At 70.9% G+C, this 25,484-nt stretch carries 13 protein-coding genes; 5 read left to right on the top strand and 8 right to left on the bottom strand.

Going from position 1 to position 25,484, the window contains the following annotated elements:
- The first annotated feature begins 57 nt into the window (after nucleotides 1-57).
- Nucleotides 58-759 (top strand): hypothetical protein, encoded by a 702-nt coding sequence (locus QMO76_RS12305; RefSeq protein ID WP_306361367.1) that lies wholly within the window; start codon nucleotides 58-60, stop codon nucleotides 757-759.
- Nucleotides 760-881: 122 nt separating this feature from the next.
- Nucleotides 882-1,910 carry an alpha/beta hydrolase family protein gene (locus QMO76_RS12300; protein ID WP_306361366.1) on the top strand — a complete coding sequence of 343 codons (1,029 nt, stop codon included), beginning with the start codon at nucleotides 882-884 and terminating at the stop codon, nucleotides 1,908-1,910.
- 13 nt (nucleotides 1,911-1,923) lie between these two features.
- Here QMO76_RS12300 and QMO76_RS12295 read toward each other — a convergent pair whose 3' ends face one another.
- Nucleotides 1,924-3,168 carry a glycosyltransferase gene (locus tag QMO76_RS12295; protein ID WP_306361365.1) on the bottom strand — a complete coding sequence of 415 codons (1,245 nt, stop codon included), beginning with the start codon at nucleotides 3,166-3,168 and terminating at the stop codon, nucleotides 1,924-1,926.
- 3 nt (nucleotides 3,169-3,171) lie between these two features.
- Entirely contained in the window at nucleotides 3,172-4,461 is a 1,290-nt protein-coding gene (locus QMO76_RS12290) for a glycosyltransferase (RefSeq protein ID WP_306361364.1), read from the bottom strand.
- A gap of 103 nt (nucleotides 4,462-4,564) precedes the next feature.
- Between QMO76_RS12290 and QMO76_RS12285 the strand changes: the two genes are divergently transcribed.
- Nucleotides 4,565-5,566: a Gfo/Idh/MocA family protein gene (locus QMO76_RS12285; protein ID WP_306361363.1), complete on the top strand. Its 1,002-nt coding sequence runs from the start codon at nucleotides 4,565-4,567 to the stop codon at nucleotides 5,564-5,566.
- Here QMO76_RS12285 and QMO76_RS12280 read toward each other — a convergent pair.
- The 3 genes from QMO76_RS12280 to QMO76_RS12270 are packed head-to-tail and all read right to left on the bottom strand — an operon-like array spanning nucleotide 5,549 to nucleotide 20,425.
- Complete coding sequence (locus tag QMO76_RS12280; RefSeq protein WP_306361362.1) at nucleotides 5,549-6,625, bottom strand: alpha/beta hydrolase; 1,077 nt, start codon at nucleotides 6,623-6,625, stop codon at nucleotides 5,549-5,551. The two genes, QMO76_RS12285 and QMO76_RS12280, sit on opposite strands and share 18 nt — an antisense overlap.
- Nucleotides 6,622-9,111 carry a thioester reductase domain-containing protein gene (locus tag QMO76_RS12275; protein ID WP_306361361.1) on the bottom strand — a complete coding sequence of 830 codons (2,490 nt, stop codon included), beginning with the start codon at nucleotides 9,109-9,111 and terminating at the stop codon, nucleotides 6,622-6,624. The genes QMO76_RS12280 and QMO76_RS12275 overlap by 4 nt, the downstream gene beginning before the upstream one ends.
- A 13-nt stretch (nucleotides 9,112-9,124) precedes the next feature.
- On the bottom strand, nucleotides 9,125-20,425 hold the full coding sequence (locus QMO76_RS12270; RefSeq protein WP_306361360.1) for an HAD-IIIC family phosphatase: 11,301 nt from the start codon (nucleotides 20,423-20,425) through the stop codon (nucleotides 9,125-9,127).
- A gap of 265 nt (nucleotides 20,426-20,690) precedes the next feature.
- On the opposite strand from QMO76_RS12270, the gene QMO76_RS12265 reads away from it, so the two are divergent.
- The gene (locus tag QMO76_RS12265; protein ID WP_306361359.1) at nucleotides 20,691-22,007 is read left to right on the top strand and encodes a cytochrome P450; all 1,317 of its coding nucleotides are present in this window, start codon (nucleotides 20,691-20,693) and stop codon (nucleotides 22,005-22,007) included.
- Here the strand turns inward: QMO76_RS12265 and QMO76_RS12260 are convergent.
- The 3 genes from QMO76_RS12260 to QMO76_RS12250 all read right to left on the bottom strand — a co-directional run bounded on the left by QMO76_RS12260 (nucleotide 21,988) and on the right by QMO76_RS12250 (nucleotide 24,470).
- Nucleotides 21,988-23,208, bottom strand: a complete 1,221-nt coding sequence (locus tag QMO76_RS12260; protein ID WP_306361358.1) for a DUF6545 domain-containing protein — start codon at nucleotides 23,206-23,208, stop codon at nucleotides 21,988-21,990. The genes QMO76_RS12265 and QMO76_RS12260 overlap by 20 nt on opposite strands.
- Before the next feature lie 4 nt (nucleotides 23,209-23,212).
- Nucleotides 23,213-23,755: a hypothetical protein gene (locus tag QMO76_RS12255; RefSeq protein ID WP_306361357.1), complete on the bottom strand. Its 543-nt coding sequence runs from the start codon at nucleotides 23,753-23,755 to the stop codon at nucleotides 23,213-23,215.
- Nucleotides 23,756-23,876: 121 nt separating this feature from the next.
- Nucleotides 23,877-24,470 carry a hypothetical protein gene (locus QMO76_RS12250; protein WP_306361356.1) on the bottom strand — a complete coding sequence of 198 codons (594 nt, stop codon included), beginning with the start codon at nucleotides 24,468-24,470 and terminating at the stop codon, nucleotides 23,877-23,879.
- 260 nt (nucleotides 24,471-24,730) lie between these two features.
- Between QMO76_RS12250 and QMO76_RS12245 the strand changes: the two genes are divergently transcribed.
- On the top strand, nucleotides 24,731-25,450 hold the full coding sequence (locus tag QMO76_RS12245) for a response regulator transcription factor (RefSeq protein WP_306361355.1): 720 nt from the start codon (nucleotides 24,731-24,733) through the stop codon (nucleotides 25,448-25,450).
- The last annotated feature ends 34 nt before the right edge of the window (nucleotides 25,451-25,484 follow it).

The following is a 25,484-nucleotide window of genomic DNA, read 5'->3' as shown; positions in this document are numbered from 1 at the left end:
GGCTCTGTTGCTATTGCCTTGTCCTGGAATGTCTTTCGGGACACATCGAGGAGAAATATGTTCCGAACCACGAGGACGGCCGCACTCACGGCGTCCACCGCGCTCGTCTTTGCGGGACTGAGCGCCGTCACCGGCACCGGCTTCGCCGCGGCGGATGATGGCTGCGAGGTGCGCAGCTATCAGACCAAGAAGGACGTCAGCACCGTGGGGATCACGCATACCTACGAGAAGATCGCCAGCGCCGAGAGCATCGGCGTCGGCACCACGGTGACCTACGACGTGAAGATCGGCACCACCGGCATCGGCAATCCGTACGTCAACACCATCACCGACTTCCCGCCCACCGGCTTCGGCGCGCCGGTGAAGGTGGCCGTCACCGCGTACCACGCGGGTGCGGGCCAGCGCACCGAGGACGTGACCGCCACCCCGAACGCGGGTGGCTGGAAGGTCACCAGCACCGGCTGGTTCGTCAACTCCGGCAATCCGGTGACCCTGCACATCACCTACCCGGTGCCGGACAGCCTGCGTGCGGGCCAGCAGATCACCAGCGGCGGTGTGGGTGTCGCGGGCACGGTCGGCGTGAGCAACGAGATGCCGAATCTGACCGCGTGCTTCACCGCGCGCGGGGCCAATCCGGGTGAGACCGTGCTCGGCAGCCTCGACGACAGCGGCCTCGGATCCAATGACGGCCAGCTCAGCTCCACCGGCTCGTTCAGTGACGTGCTGGCGGAGACGCTGCGCAAGTTCCTCGGCAGCTGACGGCCCACTCGCCGGAGCAGCGCCGCTCGCCCCGACCATGGGGCGAGCGGCGGTGTGATTCACGAGCTGCGATTCACGCGCTGCGATGTACGAGCTGCGATGACCGAGCAAGGAGTGAGCGGATGCTCGCGAGAAGATTGTCGATGCTGGCGGCGATCGGCTGCCTCGTGATCGCTGCGGGCTCGACCGGCGCGTCCGGTACGGCCACGGCCGATCCCGCCACGGCCGATCCCGCCTCAACTGATCGCGGCACGGCCGAACTGGTGCTCATCGACCGGGCGGGGCAGCGGCAGCAGATCATGCACGTGTACTCGCCGTCCATGGGCCGGGTCATCACACTGCACGTGATCACTCCGTTCGACACCGGCGCGCCACGGCCGACGCTGTACCTGCTCAATGGGGCAGGTGGCGGTGAGGACCGCGCGAACTGGCATCGGCAGACCGATATCGTGCAGTTCCTCGCCGACAAGAACGTCAATGTGGTGACCCCGATCGGCGGCGCGTTCTCCTACTACACCGACTGGTACGCGGACGATCCCGAGATCGGCCGTCACAAGTGGACGACCTTCCTCACCCGGGAGCTGCCGCCCGTCATCGACGCGGCCCTGGGCACCTCCGGCGTCAATGCCATCGCGGGCGTGTCGATGTCGGCCACGTCGGCGCTCAATCTCGCGATCGCCGCCCCCGACCTGTACCGGGCGGTGGCGTCCTACAGCGGGTGCGCTTCCACCAGCGACGACATCAGCCGCACCTATATCGAACTCGTCCTCGCCCGCGCCGACGCCGACGTCCGCAATATGTGGGGTGAGCCCGGCGATCCCGCCTGGCTGCGCCATGACGCGGTGCTCAATGCCGACAAGCTGCGCGGCAAGACCATCTACATCTCCAGTGCGACCGGCCTGCCGGGCCGCGCGGACACGCTCGGCAATCCGCTGGTGGGCGGCGAACCCGTCACCCTGGCCAATCAGATCGTGCTCGGCGGCATGATCGAGGCCGCCACCAACCTGTGCACCCACCGGCTGGCGGGCCGCCTGGCCGAGCTGGGCATACCCGCGACGGTCGAATTCCAGCCCGCCGGAACGCATTCCTGGATGTACTGGCAGGACGCCTTCCACCGCTCCTGGCCGATTCTGGAAGCCGCGCTGCGGTGACGGCGGGCGGCGTTCAGCTCCGGCGGGACGGGCCAGCCGAGGCGGTCAGCGCCGCGGTGTAGACCGCCAGGACGCGGTCGATGTGTCGGGACTGCCGGGGATCGTCGGCGTGCGCGGCGAGGGCGGCGCGCGCCGCATGCAGGCGCTCGCGCTCGTCGGCAATGGATCGCAGTGTGTCGGTGAAGGATTCGACGGACGGATCGGATGCGCGGATACCGCCCGTGACGGGCACCGTTTCGGCCAGTTCCGGATCGCAGTAGAGGATGGGCAGCCCCATGGCCACCGCCTCCAGCAGCACCATGCCCTGGGTGTCGCAGTCGGAGGTGAGCAGGAGCAGGTCGTGGGTTCGCATGGCGTGCAGGCAGGCGGCCTGGTCGACCTCTCCGTGCAGCTGGACGCGGCGGCTCAGCTCCGCGTCGGCGACGGCGGCGCGGGCGTCGGCGGTGAGCGGCCCGCTGCCGTAGACGTCCAGCGTGGCATTGTCGACCCGCCGGATCACCTCGATCGCCTCGAGCGGCCGCTTCTCGGTGGACAGACGTCCGCACCACAGCACCCGCAGCGGCGCGTCCGGTGCCGACCCGGTCGCCGGGACGTCGCGGACGCGGTCGAGCAGCGCGTCGTCGATTCCATTGGACACCACGTGAATCGGCCGGTCCACGCCGCGATCGGTGAGGCGGCGGGCGAAGTGTGCGGTGGGCACGACCACCCGATCCGCCGCCTGGGCCTGCGCGATCAGCGGACGCCAGGCCAGCCGTGCGACGCGGCCGTCGCCGACGGCGGTGGGACGCCGGTCCAGCGGCACGAACCAGCCGTGCAGCAGCCGCATGGTCAACGCGGCCGGAAGCGGTGCGGTGGAGTACTTCTCGATGACCAGATCGTCGCGGCTCTGCATGGTCTGCACGACGGGCACCCCGTGGCGGCGGGCGGCCCGCGCACCGGCGATCCCGCAGCCGTAGGTGGTCAGCGCGTGCACGATGTCCACCGGCCCGCGCGCTGCGAACGCGGTGTCGACCAGGCGGCGGTTGGCCCGGGTCGGCAGGGCCACCGGCAGTCCGTTCGACATGGTGAACCGCGTCGTGCGCAGCAGCACCGTATCGCCGTCCGGCGTCGTGGAGCCCGGCGCGGGCGGGCAGAACACGGTCACCCGGTGCCCGAGGCGACGCAGGCCGTCGCACAGCGCCCGCTGGGCGGTCTGGACTCCGCCCAGGGTGTCCGGGTGGAAGTCGGTGAACATGGCGACGTGCAGGGAATCGGCCATGGGTCAGGCCGACGCCGTGACGGCGAGACGTTCCACCTCGTCCGCGGTGGCGCCGATTCCGTTCTCGGCCGACACCCGGCGGCCGAGTTCGGCGGCGCGGTCCCGCGCTTCGGGGGTGAGGGTGCGCACCAGGGCGTCGTGCAGCCGGTTCTCGGTCAGCTTCGGATACGGGAAGTCGGCTCCGATGCCGAGCGCCGAAATCCGCCAGCCGTAGAAGAACTGGTCGCTGTGCACCCCGATCACCACCGCGGGCAGACCGGCCCGCAGCACGTCGTGGGTATTGCCGCTGCCGCCGTGGTGCACCACCGCCCGGCAGCGCGGCAGCACGCGGTCGTAGTCGAAGGAGTCCAGGACGAGCAGTCGCCGGTCGTATCCGATGCCCCGGGGGTAGCCCTCGCCCTTCACCGTCACCAGCGCTCGCACCCCCAGGCGGCGGCACACCGCGGCGATCAGATCGCAGCTGCCGGTCGGGTCGAGGATCGGCATGCCGGTGAGGCAGAAGTAGACCGGGGGTTCGCCCTCGTCGAGCCACGCGTCCAACTCCGGGTCGACCTGGGCCTCACCCCACGCTCCGCGCAGCCGCGCCGGGAGTACGGGTGCGCCGACGACGGTCGAACGCTCAGGCCAGTCCGCGGGTTTCGGCAGCAGTACCGGACTCACCATGTGCACCAGTGGAATCGCGTCCTCGCGAATGCGGCGGAACGGATTGCGCGGCCTGCCGGGCAGTCCCATCATCTCCCGCACCCGCCGGTCCATCTTGTGATACGCCGCCCCGTAGGCGATTTCGAAGGCCGAATAGCTGGCCAGCCGCAGTCGCCGCGACGACACCATCTGTTTGACCATGAACGACGACGGGAATTCGGCGGTCCGCTCCAGCGGATAGGGCAGGCCGCCGATCACGGTCTGGCCGGTCTTCTCCCGCCGTTCCATTGCCCACGGCAGGGTGGAGGCGCAGGAGACGATCACCTCGGCCGATTCGCAGGCGTCGCTGAGCACCCGGTGCATCCGCTCACCGCGCTCGCCCGCCATGATCTTGACCGTATCCCGCATGATCTGGACGAACGGCAGCGGATTGCCGGAGGACAGCCCGCGTTTGGCGGCGGGGGATTCCAGCAGCTCCGCCGAATTGAACGGGATGACATGCGGTTCGAATCCGGAGCGGCGCACCACGTCCGCGTAGTTCTCGGTGGCGGTCATCTCGACCCGGTGCCCGCGCGTGCGCAGTTCATCGGCCAGGGCGAGGTACGGCTGATGGTCGCCCCGGGTGCCCGCCGTCAGCAGTGCGATCCGCATGCTCTCGTCTCCATTCGTAATCCGCTGGGGTACTTGGCTATTGGTCGACATGGTCGCGGTATCGGTCCGGTCGCGGTGCGCGCGCCGGTGTTAGTGTCGCCGGGTGACCGAAGAATCGCGCCCCGCACTCCGGATCGGAGTTCTCGGTGCGGCCCGCATCGCACCGGCCGCCCTGATCGCACCCGCCCGCCGGAACCACGAGGTCGTCGTCACCGCCGTCGCGGCGCGGGAGCGGGCGCGAGCCGAGCGGTTCGCCGCCGAGCACGGCATCGCGGGCGTCTACGACAGCTATCAGGCGCTGATCGATTCGCCCGATGTCGATGCCGTGTACATCCCCCTGCCCAATGGCCTGCACGGCCGCTGGACCGCCGCGGCGCTGCGGGGCGGCAAGCATGTGCTGTGCGAGAAGCCGTTCACCGCGAACGCCGCGGAGGCGCGCGAGATCGCCACGCTGGCGGCCGATTCCGATCGCGTGGTGATGGAGGCGTTCCACTACCGCTATCACCCCTTGACGACGGCGGCCGAGCAGATCATCGCCTCCGGTGAGCTGGGGCCGCTGCTGCGGGTGGAGACGGCGTTCAGCTTCCCGCTGCCGAAGTTCTCCGATATCCGCTACGACTACCGGCTCGCGGGCGGTGCCCTGATGGACGCGGGCTGCTACGCCGTGCACCTGGCCCGCGTGCTGGGCGGCGAGGACCCGGCGGTCCTCGCGGCACGGGCGAAGTCGCGCGGACCGGAGATCGACCGCGCCATGACCGCCGACCTGCGCTTCCCCTCCGGGCACACCGGCCGCGTCCGATGTTCGATGTGGTCGTCGGATGTGCTGCGCATCGCGGCCACGGTCACCGGCGAGCGCGGTCGCATGCGGCTGTGGAATCCGGTGCTGCCGCATGTCGGGCACGCCCTGATCGTCCGCACCGACCGGGGCAGGCGGGTGCGGCGATTCTCCCGGCGCACGTCCTACGACTATCAACTCGACGCCTTCGCCGCCGCGGTGCTGCGCGGTGCGCCGGTCGCCACCGGACCCGACGACGCCGTCGCCACCATGACCGTCATCGATGCCATCTATCGCTCCGCCGGTCTGCCGCTACGCCTGCCGAGCTGACAGCTCGTCGAGGAAATCGACCAGATACCCGAAGACATCGAGGGCCGCGCCCCGGCCGATGAAGGTGTCGAGGTGGCCGTAACCGGGAATCTCGCGGTAGCGGACATCGAGTTCCGGATTGCGCGCCGACAGCACCTCGAAGCACAGTCGGTTGGAATCCAGCCACGCCCCGTTGCGGCTGCCGGACAGCAGCAGCACCGGGCAGTCGATGCGATCGGCGCGATCGAGCGCGTTCTCCGGCAGGGCGCGGTAGCGGTCGTCGTCGACATGCCAGCGCAGCACCGCGTGCGCCAACTCCATCTGCCGAAGTTGCGGTAGCAGGGACAGCGGTATCGCGCCGAACAGCTGGGCCAGCCGGTCGTGGGTGCGCGCGTCCACGTGGTCGTGTTCGAACAGTTCGCCGCCCATACCCCAGCCGTGGTGAACCATCCGGCAGGTGGGGTCGGGACATTCGCCCTTGCGGGACAGGGCGGCATAGAGCAGCGTGCGCCGCGACCACAGGCCGACCTTGCGGAAGTCGGATTCGATATGGGTGACGCGGGAGCCGAGCAGACCGCTGCCCACCAGCACGCGCATCCGCGCCGAGGTGCTGACCTTCGGCGTGAGGAAGACGCCCTGTGCGACCACGCCCGCCAGTCCGGGCAGCAGTCCACCGGTCAGACTCAGCGCCAGCGCCAGCGCGCCGACGCAGTGCGCCACGGCGAACAGCGGCCGGTCGCCGATGCGCTCCCGAATCCGCGCCACCGCCGCCGGGAGGTCGTAGAGGGCGACATCGTCGAGGGTGTAGTCGGGGCCGGATTCGTTGTAGGGCAGCCGAGAGCTGCCGCGCCAGTCGAGCAGCCACGACTGGTAGCCCGCATCGGCGAGCACCGCGGCCGCACTGCGAATCTCGGGCAGCGCGAACATATCCGAGGAGATGCCGTGTCCGTGCACCAGCAGTACCGCGGGGGCATCGGCGGAGCCGACGCGCCGCAGCCGCAAGGTGACGCCGTCATCGGTGCGGAAGGAGAATTCCTCCGCCACCGCGTATTCCGGCGATACGGCGGGCAGATCGGTCAACGGTGCTCCTTCCGCAGTGCGCGGCGCAGATCCAGCAGATCGGTGCCGACCCGGAGCATCGGCTCCAGCAGGCTCTTGCCGAGCTGACCGCCGAACCAGCTGAGCCACAGCAGTTTCGCCAGGCGCTGCTGGCGCTCGGACAGCCGGGGGTCGATTCGGATGCCGTCGATCTGATCGGGCAGATAGGTGTGCATGGGCACGGCGACCTCTCCGGTGAAGGCGGCGGGCTCGCCGGTGCGGCCGATCTCCACCACCTGGGTGCCGAGTTGGCGCACCAGTCGCCGCCGGGCCGCCGCGAACTTGTATCCGTGCAGCCACCATGTCTCGCCGGAGGCGGCGCGCAGGGTCAACCGGTAGTGCATGATCGGATGCCGCGTCTCGTCGCGCAGCGGGATGCCGTCGTGCGGTCGCACGGTCGCCGTGCCGTCGACCGTGATCGGTTCGTCGTGCAGCCGCGCACAGGTCAGCTCGCCGGTGACGTCCAGTGTGCGGGAACCGAACATCTGGGCGGTGTTGGCGATGGACAGCGACAGCCGCAGCTCGCAGGGGATCTCGGCGGTCTCGCCGACCGGCCCGATGGCCCCGGACAGGGTTTCGGCGAAGCGCAGATAGGGTTCCTCGCCGGGCAGCGGACCCACACCGGCCATGGTCTCGAGCATCTTCCCGCGGGCCGCAAGCCCGGAGGCGGGTGCGGGCAGGCCGTGGGCGGCGACGAAGGCGTCGGTGCGGGTGGCCGTCGCGGGCGGTGCGGTGACCATGGCGGCCAGCTGCCGCCGGGCGACGGGGCTGCGCAAAACCTGTGCCAGCGAAGACAGTTCCGGCACCGGACCGTCCTCGATCGCCCGGATCACGTCCTCACACCACCGCTCCCAGTGCTGTACGCGAACGCCCAAGCCGCCCAGCGTGGTTTCCGCGAGCACCCGTTCGAGCGTGGTGGGCGCGCCGGTGAGGTGGTAGGTGTGCCCCCAGGCGCTCGGCGTGGTGACGATTCCGGCGGCCACCCGGCTGACCCAGTCCACCGGGGTGGCATTGAGGTACCGGAATCCCGGCACGGTGCGAAAACGCATGAGCGCGGCCGTGATTCCGGTATTGAGGTCGCGGGGGTTGTGCGCACCGGTATCCGGGTGCGCGCCGATCCCGCCGGGGCGCAGCACGGTCGTCACCAGGCCGTGTTCGCTCGCCCGCCGCAGCACCGCCTCGGCGGCCCACTTGGAGCGGTCGTATCCGATGGGCAGCGCGGCGACGTGCGCGGTCGGGTCGTCCTCGCCCAGCGTGACGGCCTCGGTGCCGTTGAACACGGCCAGGGACGAGATGTGGTGCAGCGGTGTGGGACGGCCGGTGCAGGCCAGCTCCGCCAGGGTGAGCGGGCCGAGCACATTGGTGCGGCGCAGCGAGGGATAGCCGCGCAGGAAGTCCACGGCCGCACCCGCGTTCACGATCGAGTCCACGTCCTCGCCCAGCGCGCGCCACCGCGGCTCGGTCAGTCCGAGCCGGGGTTCGCGCAGGTCTCCCGCCAGCGGCGTCACCCGGCGCAGCACCTCCCGCGACCAGGGCAGTGCGAAGCGCCGGACGGCCTGCTCCAACCGGGCGGCGGCCGCGTCGTCGGTGTCGGCGCGCACCAGGCAGATCACGTGGGCGTCGCTGTGCCGCAGCAGATCCAGCAGGAGATGACTGCCCAGGAATCCGGTGGCCCCGGTCAGCAGGATGCGGCGCGGGGCGACGCGCTCCGGCGGTGCGACGATCGGCAGGCGGTCGGCGTCGGCGAGATCGGCGAAGAGCTGCGCGAGATCGTCGCTGTCCGGTGCGGGCGGCGGGTCCGGCTGCGGTGCGGTGGATTCCGGATGGTCGGCCAGCCAGCGGCGGGCCAGCCTGCGGGGGCGCGCGTCGAAGAACACGGTGTCCAGGTCCGGGTGGATATCCAGCTCCCGGGTCAGCGCCGCGAGCAGTTCGACCGCGGCGACGGAGGTGCCGCCCGCGTCGAAGAAGTCGGTGTCGGCGTCGATGGGCGCGTCGGTGAACCGGTTCGCGACCGCCGTGATGGCCGCCGCCAGCGCATCGGCATCCCAGCGCCGCGCGCTGCCGCTCGGCGTCGGCGTGGCCCGTGGGAGCGCGGCCGTGACAGCGTGTTTCGCCGCGTGGGCACTGCTGCCCTCGTTGCCACTGCCACCGCCACTGCCACCGCCGTTGCCACTGCCACTGCCACTGCTGCTGCTGTCGTCGTCGCCGTCGCCGCTGCTGCTGTTGCTACTGCTACTGCTACTGCTGTCGCCGCTGCCGCTGCCGCTGCCGCTGCCGCTGTTGCTGCCGTCGTCGCCGCTGCTGCTGCTGTTCGACGGTCCGGAGTCCGGGGCGGCTGGATCCGCGTTCGCGCCGTCGGTGCGCGCCGACGACGCCGCCCGGTCGAGCAGGGCGGCGATATCCATTGCGCCGGTGCCTCGTTCGAGACTCTCGGCGCGGGCGCGACGGTCAACGGCCGGATTGCGCATTGGCACTCCATCGTCAGTCCCGCTCATCGGTCACCTCCGTCCCGTCGGACCGGACGTCCCAGGACCGGAACCGCCGCAGCCGTTCCGGTGTCGTCCGTACCTCCAGCCGCCGCTCATCCGCGGTGCCGCCGAGCAGGCGGGCGGCCAGGCGGCGGGCCGGTTCATTGCGGGGTGTGCGTTCCACCGCCAGGCGCACCGTGGTGTGCCCCAGCGCATCGGCCCGGTCCGCCACCCAGCTCAGCAGTCGTTCCTCGATGCCGCGGCCGAGGGCGCGGCAGCTGAGCTGCCAGCCGCGAATCCACAGGGCGTCGGCGTCCGGTCGCAGCGCGAGCACCGAGATCAGGCCGTAGTCGCCGAAGCGGTCGCGGGCCGTCGCGGTCCAGACCTCGCCTTCGGTGCGCCACGAGTCCAGATCGTCGACCGTGACGGCGGCCAGCGTGAACTGGTTGGTCCGTCGCACCAGCTGGGCCGCGCGTTCGAAGGTCGCGTCGGTGAGGGGTTCGATCGTCAGATCGAGCTCGAGCGAGTCCAGGAACTCCGCGAATTCCATTGCGGCGCGGGCGGTGTCGCGTTCGCGCTGGTGGCGGTAGAAGTCGGCGCGCGCCCGGTCCTCCGCCGTCGCCGCCACCGGAACCAGGGGCCACAGCCGGGTGAGGAACGCGGCCAGCTCATCGGCCGGGGGACAGGTCACCGACAGCACCTCGGGCAGTCGCGCCCGCATGCGCGCTACCTCGACCGGGTTGTCGTCGAGGTAGCAGAAGCCGTCCAAGCCCAGCCGGAGCGTTCGGGCGGCTGCCGCCAGCCGTTCGGGCTTGGGCTCCCAGCCCGTCGAGACGACCGCGAAATCGTCGATGTGCAAAGGGCTGTCGGCGCGGTCCAGCACCGCCCGGACGACATCCTCGTCATTGTGGCTCAGCAGCACCAACAGGGTGCCCGCCGCACGCCACCGGGCGAGACGCTCCGCCAGGGCCAGCCGTGCGCCGTCGAAAACTACGGCGGCGGCACCGATCTCGCCCGCGACGCCGCTCCAGAGGGTGTCGTCGCCGTCCACCGCGATCACCTTGGGCGCGGGTTCGGTGACGGCGTCGAGGGTCGCCGCGAGGGTGAGCGCCACGGCCGCTTGGAATTCGGGGGAGAAGGGCAGATGTGCCAGTACTTCCGCCCGTTCGTCGAAGGGCTCCTCCACCCGATGGCCGCGTGTCCATGTGTCGGCTTCCAGCACCGCGACGCCCGGCAGCTCGCGCAGGCGTTCGGCCACCAGCCGCTCCCAATCGAGGAATCGCTGCTCGGCCCGCGCCGACGGCAGGATGCCGACCAGTATCGGCCGGTGCGTGCGCTCGGTCACCTCCCGCACCGCCGCCGGAAGGTCGTCGGCCAGTTCGGCCAGCACCGCATCGGAGATCGCGCCGAACCGCTCCAGATCCGATCCGCGCAGCAGCACCACACCCGCCTCCGTCGACCCCGGCGCGAAGACGCCCGACGGATCGCGCAGGCTGGAAAGCACCTGGTGATAGGGCGCTTCCACGACCGTAACCGGTGTGGTGTCGGCGGCGGCCGTCAACAGCTCGGGCAGTCTGCCGAGGGCGAATGTCGCGCTCACGGCGACGCTCAGGCTCCGCGGCGCACGCCGGGAGTCGGATTCGGGGGTCTCCGCACCGGCATCCCGCGCGGCGGTACCGGGAACCGCCGACGCGTCCGGATCGCCGATCACCGCCGCGACGGTATCGAGGTACTCCGCGCCGAATGCGGCGCAGCTGCGCTCGTCGATGATGTCGGTGTTGTAGGTGAACCACACCTGTCCGGTGTCCGGCAGTACTGCCACCATGAGATCGAGGTCGGAGAATCCGGTGCTCACCGGAACCACCTCGGCGGTGGCGACCGCGGAATTGGCGCGCAGATAGTTGAAGTAGACCTCGATCAGCGGTGCGTTGTCGCGGTGCAGCCCGGCCTGGGCCAGGGCGGTCAGCGCGTCGGCCAGGCCCGCGCCCGGTGCGAGCAGGTCGCGCAGGCACGCGCCGGTGCGGCGCAGCACCTCGCCGACCGGTTCGCCCGCCGCGACGGCGGCCGGGAACGGCACGGGCACACCGAAATAGCCCACGGCGTCGGTGGCGTCGGCGTGCATGCGGGTGTCCACCGGGACCGCGATGGCGAACCGCTCCACGTGCTGTCGCCGGGCCAGCAGCACGGTCAACGCGGCGAGGAATACCGCCGCCGGGGTCAGGCCGAGGTCGCGGGCGCGGTCGGCGACCCGCTCGTGCAGGCCGTCCGGCAGGTCGATGGCAATCGCTCCGGCACCGTAACTCCGTTGGGCCGGGCGGGGATTCGCCAGAGTCAGCTCCAACCGTCCGGCCCCGGTGAACGCCTCGCGCCAGCGGTCGGCCGCGGCGTCGTCGCGGTCGCGCCGGTGCGGTTGCGCGGCGAGCAGCTGATGCATGTCTCGGTTGGTCACGGCGTCGTCGAATGGCGCACCGGACAGATCGGCGGCGAGCTCACCGGCCACCAGCAGCATCGACTGCACATCGCTCATGGCGTGGTGCGCGCCGAAAAGCAGTACCGGGCGCGTGGATTCGGCGGTGAGCAGTTCGAAGCGCCACAGCGGGCCGTGCTCCAGATCGAAGGGCCGCGCCATCAACTCGCGGAAGGCGGCGGCGACGACCGCGTCGTCGAGCCGGTCCAGCTCGCGCCATCCGGTGAGCTGTCCGGGTTCGCGGTGAATCTCGAGTTGGCGTCCGTATTCCTCACCGGGCCGAATGGTGGTGCGCAGTGCGGCATGTCGGTGGGCCAGGCGCGCGACAGCCTGCTCCAGGCGCTCGTGGGTGACGGGTGCGGGCAGCCGGACCGCCACCCCGCCGGTCTGCGCGGCACTCGGGATGCCGCGCTGTTCGGTGCGCAGCAGACGCATCATGTCCCGGGTGACCGGCAGCACCTCGACGTCCGGCACCGGCTGCTGCTCGGCGTCCGAGCGCCCGGCGCGGTCGGTCCCGGTGGCATCGGAGCCCGTGGTGCGCGTTATTTCGTCGACGAGATGCTCGGCGAGGTCGGTGAGGGTGCGTTCGGCGAGGATGGCGCCGAGCGGCACGGATACCCCGGTGTGCTCCCGCACCTTGTTGCGCAGTTCGATGGCCATCAGCGAGTCCAGGCCCAAGCCCTGGAAGGGCTCGTCGGTCGCGACCGATTCGGTGCCGGTGTGGCCGAGCACCTGCCCGGTCCACTCCGCCAGCGCGGTGACGGCGCGGGCGACCGCCGCCGGGCGTGGCCGGGTGCGCAGCTCGTCGGCCAGGTGCGATCCGGCCGCCGCGTCGGCCGTCGCGCGGTCGGCGGCGGCGCGGCGCGGGGCACGGTGCACGAGTCCGCGCAGCAGCGGCGGCACGGTGGGGGAGCGGCGCATTACCCGGGTGTCGAGCAGCAGCGGCACCAGCAGCGGATCGCCCACGGCGAGTGCGGCATCGAAGCAGGCCATGCCCTGCGCCACCGAGAAGGTGCGGATACCGGCGCGTTCGATGCGCTGCACATCGGCCCGCGCGTAATGGTCGTACTTCTCGACCTCCCACGCGCCCCAGGCCAAGGATTGCGCGGGCAGCCCGCGCGAGCGGCGGTACAGCGCCAATGCGTCGAGATAGGCGTTGGCCGCCGCGTAATTGGCCTGACCGGGTGTGCCGAACAAGCCGCCCGCCGCCGAGAACAGCACGAAGAATCGCAGCTCCCGGTCCCGGGTGAGTTCGTGCAGATGATGTGCCGCATCGACTTTCGGGCGCAGCACCCGATCGAGCTGTTCGGGCGTCAGCGATCCGACGGTGCTGTCGTCGAGCACGGTCGCCGCGTGCACGACTCCGGCCAGGGGAAGTCCGTCGAGCAGATCCGCCAGAGCCGATCGATCGGTGATGTCACAGGCCGCGAAACGCACTCGTGCACCCTGGCTTTCCAGGTCGGCGCACAGTGCCCGGCCGCCCGGACCGTCGATCCCGCGCCGGCTGACCAGCACCAGATCCCGCACGCCGTACGACTCGACCAGATGCCGGGCCAGCGCCGACCCCAACCGACCGGGCGCACCGGTGATGAGGACCGCGCCGTCCGCGAGCCGCATCCGCTCCAGCGCCCCGCCCTCCGGCAGCCGCGCCAACCGCGGCCGGAGGGCCACTCCGCCGCGCACCGCCACCTGCGGTTCATCCGCCGCCAGCGCGGCGCCGATATCCACCTCCGGCCCGTCCGCGTCGAGCAGCACGATCCGCCCCGGATTCTCCGACTGAGCCGAACGCACCAGACCCCACACGACGGCCCCGGCCGGATCCGGAACCTCGATGGACGGCACCGGTCGACTCACGGCATGCGCATGCGCAACGCCGTTCTCGGCCGCACCGCTAGCGCCGGGCGGCGTCGTATCCGGTAAGGGCGTCGCGCGTGATCGCGATGGTGTGGACGGGTCGGTGGTGCCGGGTGCCGCCGCATGGGGTGGCGGCGTCGCGCCCGCGCTGGGTGACGCGGACTGGTTGGCGGTACCGGGTACCACCGCATCGGGCAGCGATGGCACGCCCGCGTATGGCGGTGTGGACGCATCGGTGGTGACGGGGATCGCGGGCGGCGCCGACGTCGTGAGTGACGATGTCGGTGTGGGTGCGGTGGCTGGTGTGCGCGTCGCCGCATCCGAGGGCGTGTCGTGCGGGGTGACCCGCGAGTCCGCCCCCGGCCCGCCGACTTCTCGCCTCGCCGCCGAGACGAGCCGACCGCGTGCGGTCGAGTTCGGGGCGGTGGTCACCGGCACCGCGCCGTGGGTGCGTACCACCAGGGTGGTGTGCTCGAATCGGCTGTCGCCGAGGAAGGTTCGCAGCGCGGCCAGCACTCGCTGGGCCGCCGCGTGCACCTGCTCCGGTGCGGTGCCGCGCGGCACCGGGAGCACCAGTGCGTCGGCGGCCGGTGTCGCGGTGCCCTCCCAGTCGGCCAGGGTGGGCGTCCGTCGGGGTGCGGGTGGCGCGAGGGGGGTCCACTCCATTCGGAACAGGCGGCGGTAGGCGGTCGACAGGGTCGCGGCTTCCCACTGGGCGGCGGCGACGGGGCGTGACAGCACTCCGCCGACCGAGACCACCGGTCGCCCGGTGCGATCGGTCGCGGTGAGGGCGACGGTGTCGCCGCCCGAGCGGGTGAGCCGAACGCGCAGGGCGGTGGCGCCGGAGACCGACAGGCGCACATCGGTCCACACGAAGGGCAGCAGCGCGTGGTCACCGCCGTCGCTGAACAGGGTGGTGGCGTGCAGTGCGGCGTCCAGCAGGGCCGGATGGATGCCGTAGCTCGCGGCGTCCGCGTGCGCGGATTCGGGCAGCTCCACGTCGGCGACGATCTCGTCCCCGTGCCACCACGCCGCCCGCAGCGCGCGGAAGGCCGGACCGTAGCGGTGGCCGCGGGCGGCCAGCGCGTCGTACAGGGCTTCGATGTCGATGCGCACCGCGTTCGCGGGCGGCCAGGCGTCCCCGTGCGCCAGGGGCGCGGCGGTATCCGCCTGCGGCAGCGTCCTGTGCGTTGGAGTCGCGCTGGTATTCGCCTGCGGTGCCGCCCGGTGCGCCGGTGACGAGCTCGTATTCGCTTGCGGCAGTGCCGTGCGTGGCGGGGTCGCGTTGGCGTCCGCCTGCGGCAGCGTCACGTCCGCCGGGGTCGCGCTGGTGTCCGCCAGGGTCGCGCTGGTGTCCGCCTGCGGCAGTGTCCTGTGCGTTGGAGTCGTGCTGGTGTCCGCCTGCGGTGTCGCCTGGTGCGCCGGTGACGCGCTCGTATTCGCTTGCGGCAGTGCCGCGCGTGGCGGGGTCGTGCTCGTATTCGCTTGCGGCAGGGGCGCTTCCGATTCCTCACAGAGGGTGCCGTCGGCATTGAGCGTCCACTGCGCATCCGGGTCGCTCTCGTCGCGCGAGTAGACGCGCACCGTGCGCAGGCCGTCGGCATCTGCGCCGCCGACCACCGTCTGCACCCCTACCGCACCCTGGGCGGGAATGAGCAGCGGTGTGCGCAGCACCAATTCGCGCACTACCGGGCTGCCCACCTCGTCACCCGCCCGCACCGCCATGTCCACGAGGGCTGCCCCGGGCAGCAGCACCGCGGTCGGCCCGGCGTGGTCGGCCACCCACGGCTGGAGTCGCCGCGACACCCGGCCGGTCAACAGCACTCCGTCCGAATCCGGCTGTGGCACCACGGCGACCAGGATCGGGTGCGCGCTGTCCTCGAGTCCCAGCGCGGCGGTGTCCCGGTGCACTCGCTCGGTCCAGAAGCGCCGTTCGTCGAAGGCGTAGGTGGGCAGGTCCACCCGCCCGGACTCGGGCACCAGTGCGGTCCAGTCGAGTTCGTGCCCGGCGACCCACAGCTCGGCGCGGGCGCGGGCCAGGCAGGTCGGCCCGACCTGGTCGCGCACCAGGGAACCGACCGCCACCACCTCGCGGGCGAGGCCCTCCGACACCGTCTGCACCGCCGCCGTCAGTGACGGATGCACCCCCAGTTCCACGAAGTACCGGAAGCCGTCGGCGATCATGCGCTCCACGGTGGCGGCGAAGCGCACGGTCTCGCGCGCATTGCGGTACCAGTAGCCCGGTTCGATCTCGCCCGTCACCGGCTCTCCGGTCACCGTCGAATACCACGGTGTCGCGGGCACTTCCGCGAACAGATCGGCCAGCTCGGCCGACAGCGGCTCGCGGATGGCCTCGATCAAACGGCAGTGCCCGCCGAACCCGCGCCCGGCCGCCCGCAGCTGCGCGGACACGCCGTCGCTGTCCAGTTCCGACACCAGCCGCTCCACCTCGGCCTGCGCACCGGCGACGACGGTCGCACCGGGCACGTTGACGGCCGCGACCGACACCCGGCCGTCGAATCGGTCCAGCCGCGGCGCGAGTTCCGCCTCGGGCAGCCGCACGATCGCCATGGCTCCGGGCTCGGGGACGGTTTGCATGAGGCGGCTGCGCGTCACGACGATTCGCGCGGCGGCGTCGACGGTGAGGACACCGGCACAGTAGGCGGCGGCGATCTCGCCCTGACTGTGGCCGACCACCGCGTCCGGGGTGACGCCCGCCGCCCGCCAGGTGGCGGCGAGCCCGGCCATGGTGGCGAACAGCAGCGGCTGCACCACCGCGAAGTCCGTCAGGTCCGCGGCTGTCATCCCGGCCAGCCGGTCCAACAGCGACCAGCCGGTCAACGCGCCGAAAGCCTTGTCACAGCGCCCGAATTCGGCCCGGAACTCCGGCGCGGAGTCGAGCAGGTCGCGCGCCATGCCGACCCACTGGGTGCCCTGCCCGGGAAAGACGAAGGCGGTCTTGCCATTGGTGAGCACGGTGCCCGCACCGCGCACTACCCGGGGAGAAGAGCCGCCGTCGACCAGATCGCGCAGCGCGGCAACCATCTCGTCGCGATCGCCCGCGACCACGACCGCGCGACGCTCGAACCGACTCCGGTGCAGCGCCAGCGACCGCGCGACCGGACCCGGCCGCAGTGCGGGATCGGCCGTCACCAGCTCCAGCAGCCGCGCGGCCTGACCGTGCAGCGACACCGGGCTGCGCGCCGAAATAGGCAGCAGCACAATCTGTTCAGCGGCACCAGCACCAGCACCAGCACCGGCTCCAGCAGCGGCTCCGGCACCAGCAGCGGCACCGGCTCCGGCAGTGGCATCAGCAGCGGCACCGGCACCGGCATCGGCACCAGCACCGGCAGCGGCACTAGCAGCGGCACTAGCAGCGGCACGGGCAGAGCCGGTGGAACCGGCTTCAGCGCTCGCGGAACCCGCGTCGGCGGTAGCATCGCCGCCGTTGGCAGCAGAGTCGGCCCCTGCCCGGGCAGCGGTTGTGACCGCCGCATCCGCGCCCGCATCCGTGTCGGTGCTCGCGTCTCCGGCTGCGCCCGCGCTCGTGCGAGCGGCAATGCCATCCCCCGCTGCCCTCGCGGGTTCGGCCGGTGGTTCCGCCAGCGCGAGCGGCGCTTCCTCGAGTACCAGGTGTGCGTTCGTGCCGCTGAGCCCGAATGCGCTCACCCCGGCCCGCCGCGGTCGATCCCCGCGCCGCCACCGCAGCGGCTCGGCCGCCACCGTGATGCCGCTGCGTTCCCAATCGACCTGCGGTGACGGCACACTCGCGTGCAGGGTGGCCGGAATGCGCTCATGGTGCAGGGCGAGTACGAGTTTCATGACGCTGCCCACGCCCGCCGCGGCCTGGGTGTGGCCCACATTGGATTTCAGCGATCCGATGCCGAGCGGCCGCGCCGGATCGCGACCCGGTCCGAACACCCGTGCCAGCGCCCGCGCCTCGATGGGATCGCCGAGTGCGGTACCGGTGCCGTGCGCCTCGACGTAGTCGACATCCTCGGGGTCCAGTCCGGATACCCGCAGCGCCGAACGCAGCACCTGTTCCTGCGCCGCACCGTTGGGGGCGCTCAAACCCTGACTGCGACCGTCCTGATTGACGGCGGAGCCGCGGATGACCGCCAGCACCCGATCGCCGTCGCGGCGCGCGTCGCCGAGCCGCTTCAACAGCAGCAGTCCCGCGCCCTCGGCCCACACCGTGCCGTCGCCGTCGGCGGAGAACGGCGCGCAGCGGCCCGTCGGCGACAGCACGCCCAGCTTGCACAGTTCGATATGGGCGGTCGGCGACATCAGCAGGGTGGCGCCGCCCGCGAGCGCGAGTTCGCATTCCCCCGCCCGCAGCGCCTGTATGGCCGAATGCATGGCGACGATGGAGGACGAACAGGCGGTGTCCAGGGTGACCGCCGGACCGTGCAGACCCAGCGTGTAGGAGATCCTGCCGGATGCCACGCTCGGCGAAAGCCCGGTTCCCACTTGGCCGTTCAGCTGTTCCGGGGCCGGATCGGCCAGATAGCCGGTGCTGTACACGCCGAGGTAGACGCCGGTGGCGCTGCCGTGCAGGGTGCGTGGGTCGCGCCCGGACCGCTCGATGGCCTCCCAGGCCAGTTGCAGCATGATGCGCTGCTGCGGGTCCATGACCGCGGCCTCACGCGGGCCGATGCCGAAGAAAGCGGCGTCGAAGCGGTCGACACCGTCCACGTAGCCGCCGCGGAAGGTGTACGCCTTGCCGGTCGCGGTGGTGTCCGGGTCGTAGAGGCCGTCGATGTCCCAGCGGCCCGGGGGCACGTCGGTGAGCGCGTCACCCATCCCGTCCAGCAGTCGCCACAACGCCTCGGGGGAGTCGACTCCACCCGGGAAACGGCAGGCCATGGACAGGATGGCGATGGCGGCGTCGTCGATGCCGTCCGGCTCGTCGGCCGCCGCACGCGCCGCGGCCGCGGGCACGACGGGTTCGGGCACGACGGGTTCGGACACGGCGGGCTCGGACACGATGGGCTCGGCCGGGGCCAGTGCGGCGGCCACGCCCTCGATCGTCGGATGGTCGAAGAACATGTTGGTATCGAGGAAGCGGCCGACGAAATCCGACAGCTCCACCACCAGCTCCACCAGATCGTGTGAGCCCAAACCGAATTCGACCAACGGCAGCCGCACGTCGATGCGCTCGGGATCCAAGGCCGCCTGTCGTGCGATCTCGTGCACCAACCAGGAGCGAATAGCCTCGGCGGACGGCCCCGCCGCCTCCGCCGCGCTGGATTCCGCTGTCTCCGTAGCCGGTTCGTAGTCGTAGAGCTCGTCCTCCGGTGACCGCAGCGGACCCGCCGCCAGCTCGAGCAGCTCCCCGGAGTCGTAGGCGGCCCGGCAGGCGGCGCGCTGGATCTTGCCGCTGCTGGTCTTGAAGATGGTGCCCGGCCGGATCAGCATGACGTTCGCGAGGGTGAGCCCGTGCTCGGTCGCCACCGCGGCACGCACCGCCGCCTCGATCGCGGCCAGCTCGGCCGTGTCCTCCCCGCGCACCTCGGCGACCACCACCGGCTGTTCCCCGGCCGCCGCGAACTCGACCGGGAAGGCCGCGATACAGCCGGGGCGGATACCCGCGTGGGCGGCCTCCACGGTCGCTTCGATGTCCTGCGGGTAGTGGTTGCGGCCGTCGACGATCAGCAGATCCTTGCGTCTGCCGGAGATGAAGAGCTCGCCGCCGGAGACGATGCCGAGATCACCCGTGCGCAGGAAGCGGCGGGCGTCGCCGGGCAGTGTCGCCCCGAACACCTCCGCGGTGGCCTGCTCGTCACGGAAATAGCCGGCGGCCACACTGTCTCCGGCGACCCAGATCTCACCCTCGTCGCCGTCCGCGCGCTCGGTGCCCCGCTCGGGATCGACGATGGCGACCGACATGCCCGCCGCGGCCCGCCCGACGCCCACCAGTTCCCGACGGCCGCCGGGCGACACCACCTCGCGCAGCGTCGGTGCCGCGTCGGTGGCCGGGGCGGTGACGATCAGGGTGGCCTCGGCCAGTCCGTACACCGGATGGTGGGACTTCGCCCGAAATCCGGCGGGGCCGAAGGTGTCCGCGAAGCGCCGCACCGTCGAGGCGCGCACCGGTTCGGAGCCGTTGAACGCCACCCGCCACCGGCTCAGGTCCAGCTGTTCGAGCTGTTGCGGCGCGATCTTGCGCACGCACAGTTCGTACGCGAAGTTGGGGCCGCCGCTGGTGTGCGCGCGATAGGTCGAGATGGCCCGCAGCCAGCGCTCCGGCCGTTGCAGGAAGTCCAGCGGCGACATCAGCACCGAATGCGCGCCCAGGTACACGGTGTGCAGCAGCGGGGCGATGAGTCCCATGTCGTGGTACATGGGCAGCCAGCTGGCGAACAGCGCACCGTCCCAGGAATCGGCGAAGGCACTGTCGTGTCCCAGCCCCGCCGCGAGGGCCGCCTGATTGTGCAGCAGGTTCTCGTGGGTGAGCAGCACGCCGCGCGGCGCGCTGGTCGAACCGGAGGTGTACTGGATGAACGCGACCGAATCCGCGCCGAGATCCGGTTCGCGCCACCGCGCGGCCTCGTCGCTCGCGATCAGATCGGTGGCCAGCCACGGCAGACCGGTCAATTCGGGGATCTCGGCGCACAGCGCGCCGGTGTCCGCGGCGATCCGGTGCGGGGCCAGCACCACGTCCACCTCGGCATGCGCCACCATCCGCCGCAGTCGGCGCAGCGAGCGGTTGTCCCATTCGGGCAGCGGCGCGGGCACGGCGACCACCCCGGCGGCCAGACAGCCCAGGAACGCCTCGGCGAACTCCGGCCCCGCCGGATACAGCAGCAGCGCCCGCCGCGGCCGCGAATCCTGTAGCGCCGCGCCGATCGCGCGCACGCGCAGCCCCAGCTCCGCGTAGCGCGTCTCGCGGACCACGCCGTCGACGTCGCCGCTGTCCAGGAACCGGTACACCAGATCGGTGGAGCGGGCCTCGACCTGGGCGAACAGCGTATCGACGAACGTTGTGACCACGAATACTTCCTCTGCCGGTGAAATTCGAGATGTGGGACCTCGTTCCCCCAGGCGTATGCGGAAGAGCGGGTGCTGCGTCCTATGCGTGCTGCGTCGTACGGGTGCCGCGTCGTACGGGTGCTGCGTCGTACGGGTGCCGCGTCGTAACGGACCGCGTCCATCTTTACCACTTCCCGCCCGGGGCGGCGAGGGCGAAGCGACCTTCGGGGTGCCCCGGAAAATCGGGGCAAGACTCGCCGGAAAACCGTGTGGTTAAGGTAGTTTGATGTTGTCGCTGAACGAGCTGCCCCGACTGCGCTCCCGCCACCTCGGTCGGCTCGGAACGCTCATGCGTCCCGGTACCCAGGGTTCGCCGCTGCTGGAATTCGGGGAACGCTTCGTGGTAAGCCCACCCGGATTCCCGACCATGCTGGTCACCCACGATATGGATGACGTGCGGGAACTGTTCACCAATCGCGAAGACTTCTCCGTCGGGCAGGTGCTGAGCAGGCTCTCCAGCCACGACCGGATGTTCGGCACCGAGACGCTCATCTTCCTCGACGGCGATGAGCACGCCCGCGAACGCCGCCGCTTCTCGCCCCCGTTCCAGCACAAGGCACTGAAATCCTACGAAGACCTCATGGTGGACGTCGTCCGGCGGGAACTGCCCACCTGGCCGATCGGTGAGCCCTTCGAATTCCTGCGAGCCGGTTACGATCTGGCGATCGGGGTGCTGCTCGGCGTGGTGTTCGGCGATGTGGCCCCGGCCCGCGGGGACCGGCTGCGACAGGCGGTGCGCCGCTGGTTCGGTGAGATCGAGAGCCGCGGCTTCCTCACCGTCACCCTGCTCACCCCGCTGTTCGGCGGCTACACCCCGCCGTATCCGCCGCTGACCCGCCGTCAGGCCGAGGTCGACGCCGTCATCATCGAGGAGATCGCCGCCCGCCGCGCCACCCCGGCGGCCGGGGCGGACCGCCGGGATGTGCTCTCCCGCTACGTCGGCACCGAGCTGGACGATCACGACGACGCCGCCCTGGCCCGCGATATGCGCGGCATCCTGTTGGGCGCCTACGAGACCACCGCCATCACCCTGGGCTGGATCGCCGCCATGCTGGCCGCGCATCCGGCGGCCATGGCCGAACTCGACGCGGCCGCCGACGCCGGTGACCGCGGCCGCCTCGACTCCTACCTGGACGCCGTGGTCGCCGAAACCATGCGCCTACGCCCGGTCTCACCGTTCACCGGCCGCCGCGCCCTCCGCGACACCGAGATCAACGGCGTCCGCATCCCCCGGGGCGCCATCGTCATCGTGCCCATCCTGCTGATCCACGAATCCCCCGAGCACTATCCGGATCCGCTGGTCTTCCGCCCCGAGCGCTTCCTCGACGCCCGCCCGAACGGCCACACCTGGCTCACCTTCGGCGCCGGACCGCACCGCTGCCTCGGTGCTTCGTTCGCCCTCGCCGAGGCCCGCATCCTGTTCCGCACGGTCCTCGAACACCGCCGCATCGCCACCACCCCGGACGCCATCGAGCCCCCGCGCCGCTACCACACCGGTCTGAGCCCCGCGGCGAACGCGCTCGTCACCCTCCACCCACGCTGACCCGCCCGGCCACCACCGGATGCGCGTAATCGGGTGCGAGGGCCAGTGATCTGGCGGGCTGCCAGAGTCGGCGCAGGGTGCGTTCGTCGGGTACGTCGGCCCAGTACGCGGTCGGCTCGCCCGGCGGTTCGCCACCGTGGTCCGCGAGGTACCGGGCCGCCAGGACCAGTTCGGCGACCAGCCGCATATCCTCCTGGTCGGCTTCGGCGACGGTGGTGTCGATCAGTTCGTCGACGGCATCCGGAAGCGGCCGGACGTAGCGGGCGACGATCTCCGCCGCGTCGTGGATCTCCATGCGCCGGCGGTGCAGTCGCTCGCGGGGAGAGATATGCCAGCTGTCGGCCCATTTCAGCCGGAAGACCACCTGTGGTGCGGCTGCCGTCAGATCCCGCCAGATCGGGGACAGGCGGCGCACGGTGCGCGATTCCTGGTCCAGCCGCAGCAGCCGCAGCACGGCCTGGGCCGAGGTGGGGATGAAGACGACGACCACGGCGGCGTACACGAACAGCCCGGCCTCGCCCGAGACGAGTTCGCCGGCCACCCGGGTGTAGGTGAGGTGGAAGGCGTGGTCGACGCCCGCGACGTCCAGGACCCCGGCGGCCGCGATCGTGCCCAGCGGGAGCAGGGTGGCCAGGCCCAGACCGACCATGGCGGCCACCGTGATTCGCTCCCACCGGCTGGTGGTCCGCCACAGCACACCCTTGTACAGCAGGACGAAATAGTAGGACGTGATCACGGCGGGCAGGCCCGTGTACAGCCCGAAGTAGACCGCGAACTGCCAGCCGCCGTGGTTCGCGATGGACGACATGCCCTGTGTGCGCGCCGGATGGCTGAGGGCGAGGAAGGCCAGGCCCACGAGCACCGACAGCCCGATCACGACGCGGAATCGACATCGGTAGCGGGTCGGCCCGTATTCGTGCACCAGCGCCATCCCCAGTCCGCACGCCCAGGACAGCAGGGTCAGCCAGTGCCAGGCGTCGAATACGGTGGGCAGGCCGCCGGGCACGAAACCGGCCAGATTGCGGGCCACCACCGGTTCGCGCAGCACCGCCGCCGAGGCATTGAGTGCGATCACGGTGTTGGTGAGGTGGCCGAAAATGCTTGTGTGCCTGGTCAGGGCGACTCGAATGATCGTGATGAGGACGATGAACGCCGTCGCCGACGCGGTGGCCCACAGTGGCATGTGGTCGTGCGGCCACATGCGGCTACATCTCTTTCAGCATCGGATCCCGGCGCGGCCCGTCGGTGCGGGCGTGGGAGCCGATCAGCGTCGCGAACAACTCCGCTTCGTACTCCTCGCTGGAGGCGTAGCTGGAGATGCCGCGGGCGGCCCGGACCGTGGCGGGGTCGATATCGCCCACGGTCTCCTTCAGGGTCCGCCATTCCGCCGTGGAGATCGGCCGGTCCTGCCCGTGGCCGAGCAGCATATGGCCGATCTCGTGCAGCACCACGTGCGTCTCCACGGTGGGATCGGGGGAGGGCCGCAGGAAGATGGCGTCGTACTCCTTGCACGCCAGCCACAGTCCGCACAGTCCCACCGGCGCGGTGGGCGGCAGCGGCAGGCGCGCGATCCGGCGTCCGCGCGTGCGCTCGACCGCGGCGATGAACTCCTCGATCGTCCAATCCGGGGGCAGATCGAGGTCGTCGACCATGGTTCGGAGCCGGGCCCGGGTGGAGACCTTGCCCCGGTCGAGCCGCCACGGCCACGGGAATGGCTTGCGCCAGAACAGGTTCAGTATGCCGCTCAATTGGATTTCCTGTCCCGAGCCCTCGGACATCTGATCTTGCTCACCGCGCACGGCGGCGCGGACAATCACAGTCGACCACAACCCGGCGTTCCGCGCAATCGATCGGAAGTCGTTACGGTGGCTAGGTTTTCGACGTGTCGTCCGGGGTGGAATCGTCCGGCGTCCGGGTGGGTTTGGCGACATCCTGTAGTGCCTGCAGTAGCTGGTCGATCGCTGTCTTGGGGAAGATCAGCTGGTAGCCCTCGGTGTGGCTGCGTGCCCGCTTCAATTCGATGCCGAGCCGGTCGAGTTCGGTCACCAGGTCGACCACCGAGCGGTGCTTGCGCGCGAGATTCTGCAGGGCGTTCACGCCGCTCTCGACATCGTCCTCGTCGTCGGTCATGGCCGTGGCGGGAGGCTCGTCGGCGGGCATTCCGAGCGTGCCGCCGTGATGTAAGGCCGCTGTCGCGCTGCCGGGCGGCAGTCCGAGGGACTCGAGGGCGCGGTTGTACTTCGCCTCCGAGGTGGCGCTGATGGTGTCGACCTGCCCGCTCTCGATCCGAGACTGCACATTCCGGGTGGGACCTCCCAGTTCATGGATGTGCTGATGCGTGATCAGCTCATCGGGAAGATTGCGTTGCCGGAACGCCTTCAGCTGCCGCCCGAACCGCTGTCCAGCGGACTCGACGACTTTCTCGCGCTGCGCGCTCTCGCCGACGCCCAATTCGTCGCCCATGAGCAGGCATTGTAGCACTCACATGGGCAGAGCTGGACATTACGTCCCATCGCTGAGAAGCGTACCTAGTCGACGGGGGGTCGGCAACGCGTATTCGACCTCGAGCCTGCGCACTTTTACGGGAGTATGACGGCGACAGGCGATGTTAACGAATGTATTGTGTGCACGATGCACACCGATGTATTGACATGAGTATGCATGGTCGCTAAGTTGCACTCGGAGGGGCGGGTTCGGGCGCCAATGCGAGGTGGGCAGCGATCATGTGGAAGTTCGGCACGATCGGAGAGACTCCCGACGGAATGACCTTCGGCGGAGTCGGGGTGTGCGAGCCCGGCGCGGCGCGACCTCGGACACTCCTGGTTGCCTCCGATTCGCCCTTCGCCCGAACGGATTTCGAGGACGCGGTAGCGGCCAGTGCGGGCTTCGTGCTGGCGGGCACCTGCTCCTGGCGTGAGGTCGCCGACCGGGCCGGGCACTGGCGGCCCGACGTGGTCGCCGTGGACGCCTCGGTCGCCTATGTGGCGGGTCTGGCCGAGACGGTGGCCCAGCTGCGCAGTCTGGCGCATGCGCCCATGATCACGCTGCTGGTCGAGCACGGCGCGGCCAAGTCCGATATCGACCGGGTCGACGCGGTGGTGGCGACCGACCGCGGGGCGGCCGCGGTCCTGGAGGTCCTCGAGGTCCTGGTATCGGGAGCGGTGCTGGCGCTGATGCCGCAGCCGGAACGCGTGCATGCCGACGCGGCCGTGGACTACGAGGTGCAGCGCCGTCTGGCCACCATGACCAAGCGGGAACGGGAGATTCTGGAACTGGTCGTCGACGGCTTGTCCAATCGGGAGATCGGGTCCCGGCTCTACATCAGCCCGGAGACGGTGAAGGAGTACGTCAGCCGCATCCTCACCAAGCTCGAGGTGACCAGCCGGATCGAGGCGGCGGTGGCCGCCGTCCGGGCCGAACAGCTCGCCAGCGGCGAACGGTAGCGGTCCCGAACGGAATTCGGTCTCCGAGCCCGGG

This window comes from Nocardia sp. CC227C, from assembly GCF_030767025.1.
In the GTDB taxonomy this organism is placed as follows: domain Bacteria; phylum Actinomycetota; class Actinomycetes; order Mycobacteriales; family Mycobacteriaceae; genus Nocardia.
This window is presented reverse-complemented; position numbering and strand designations above follow the sequence as displayed.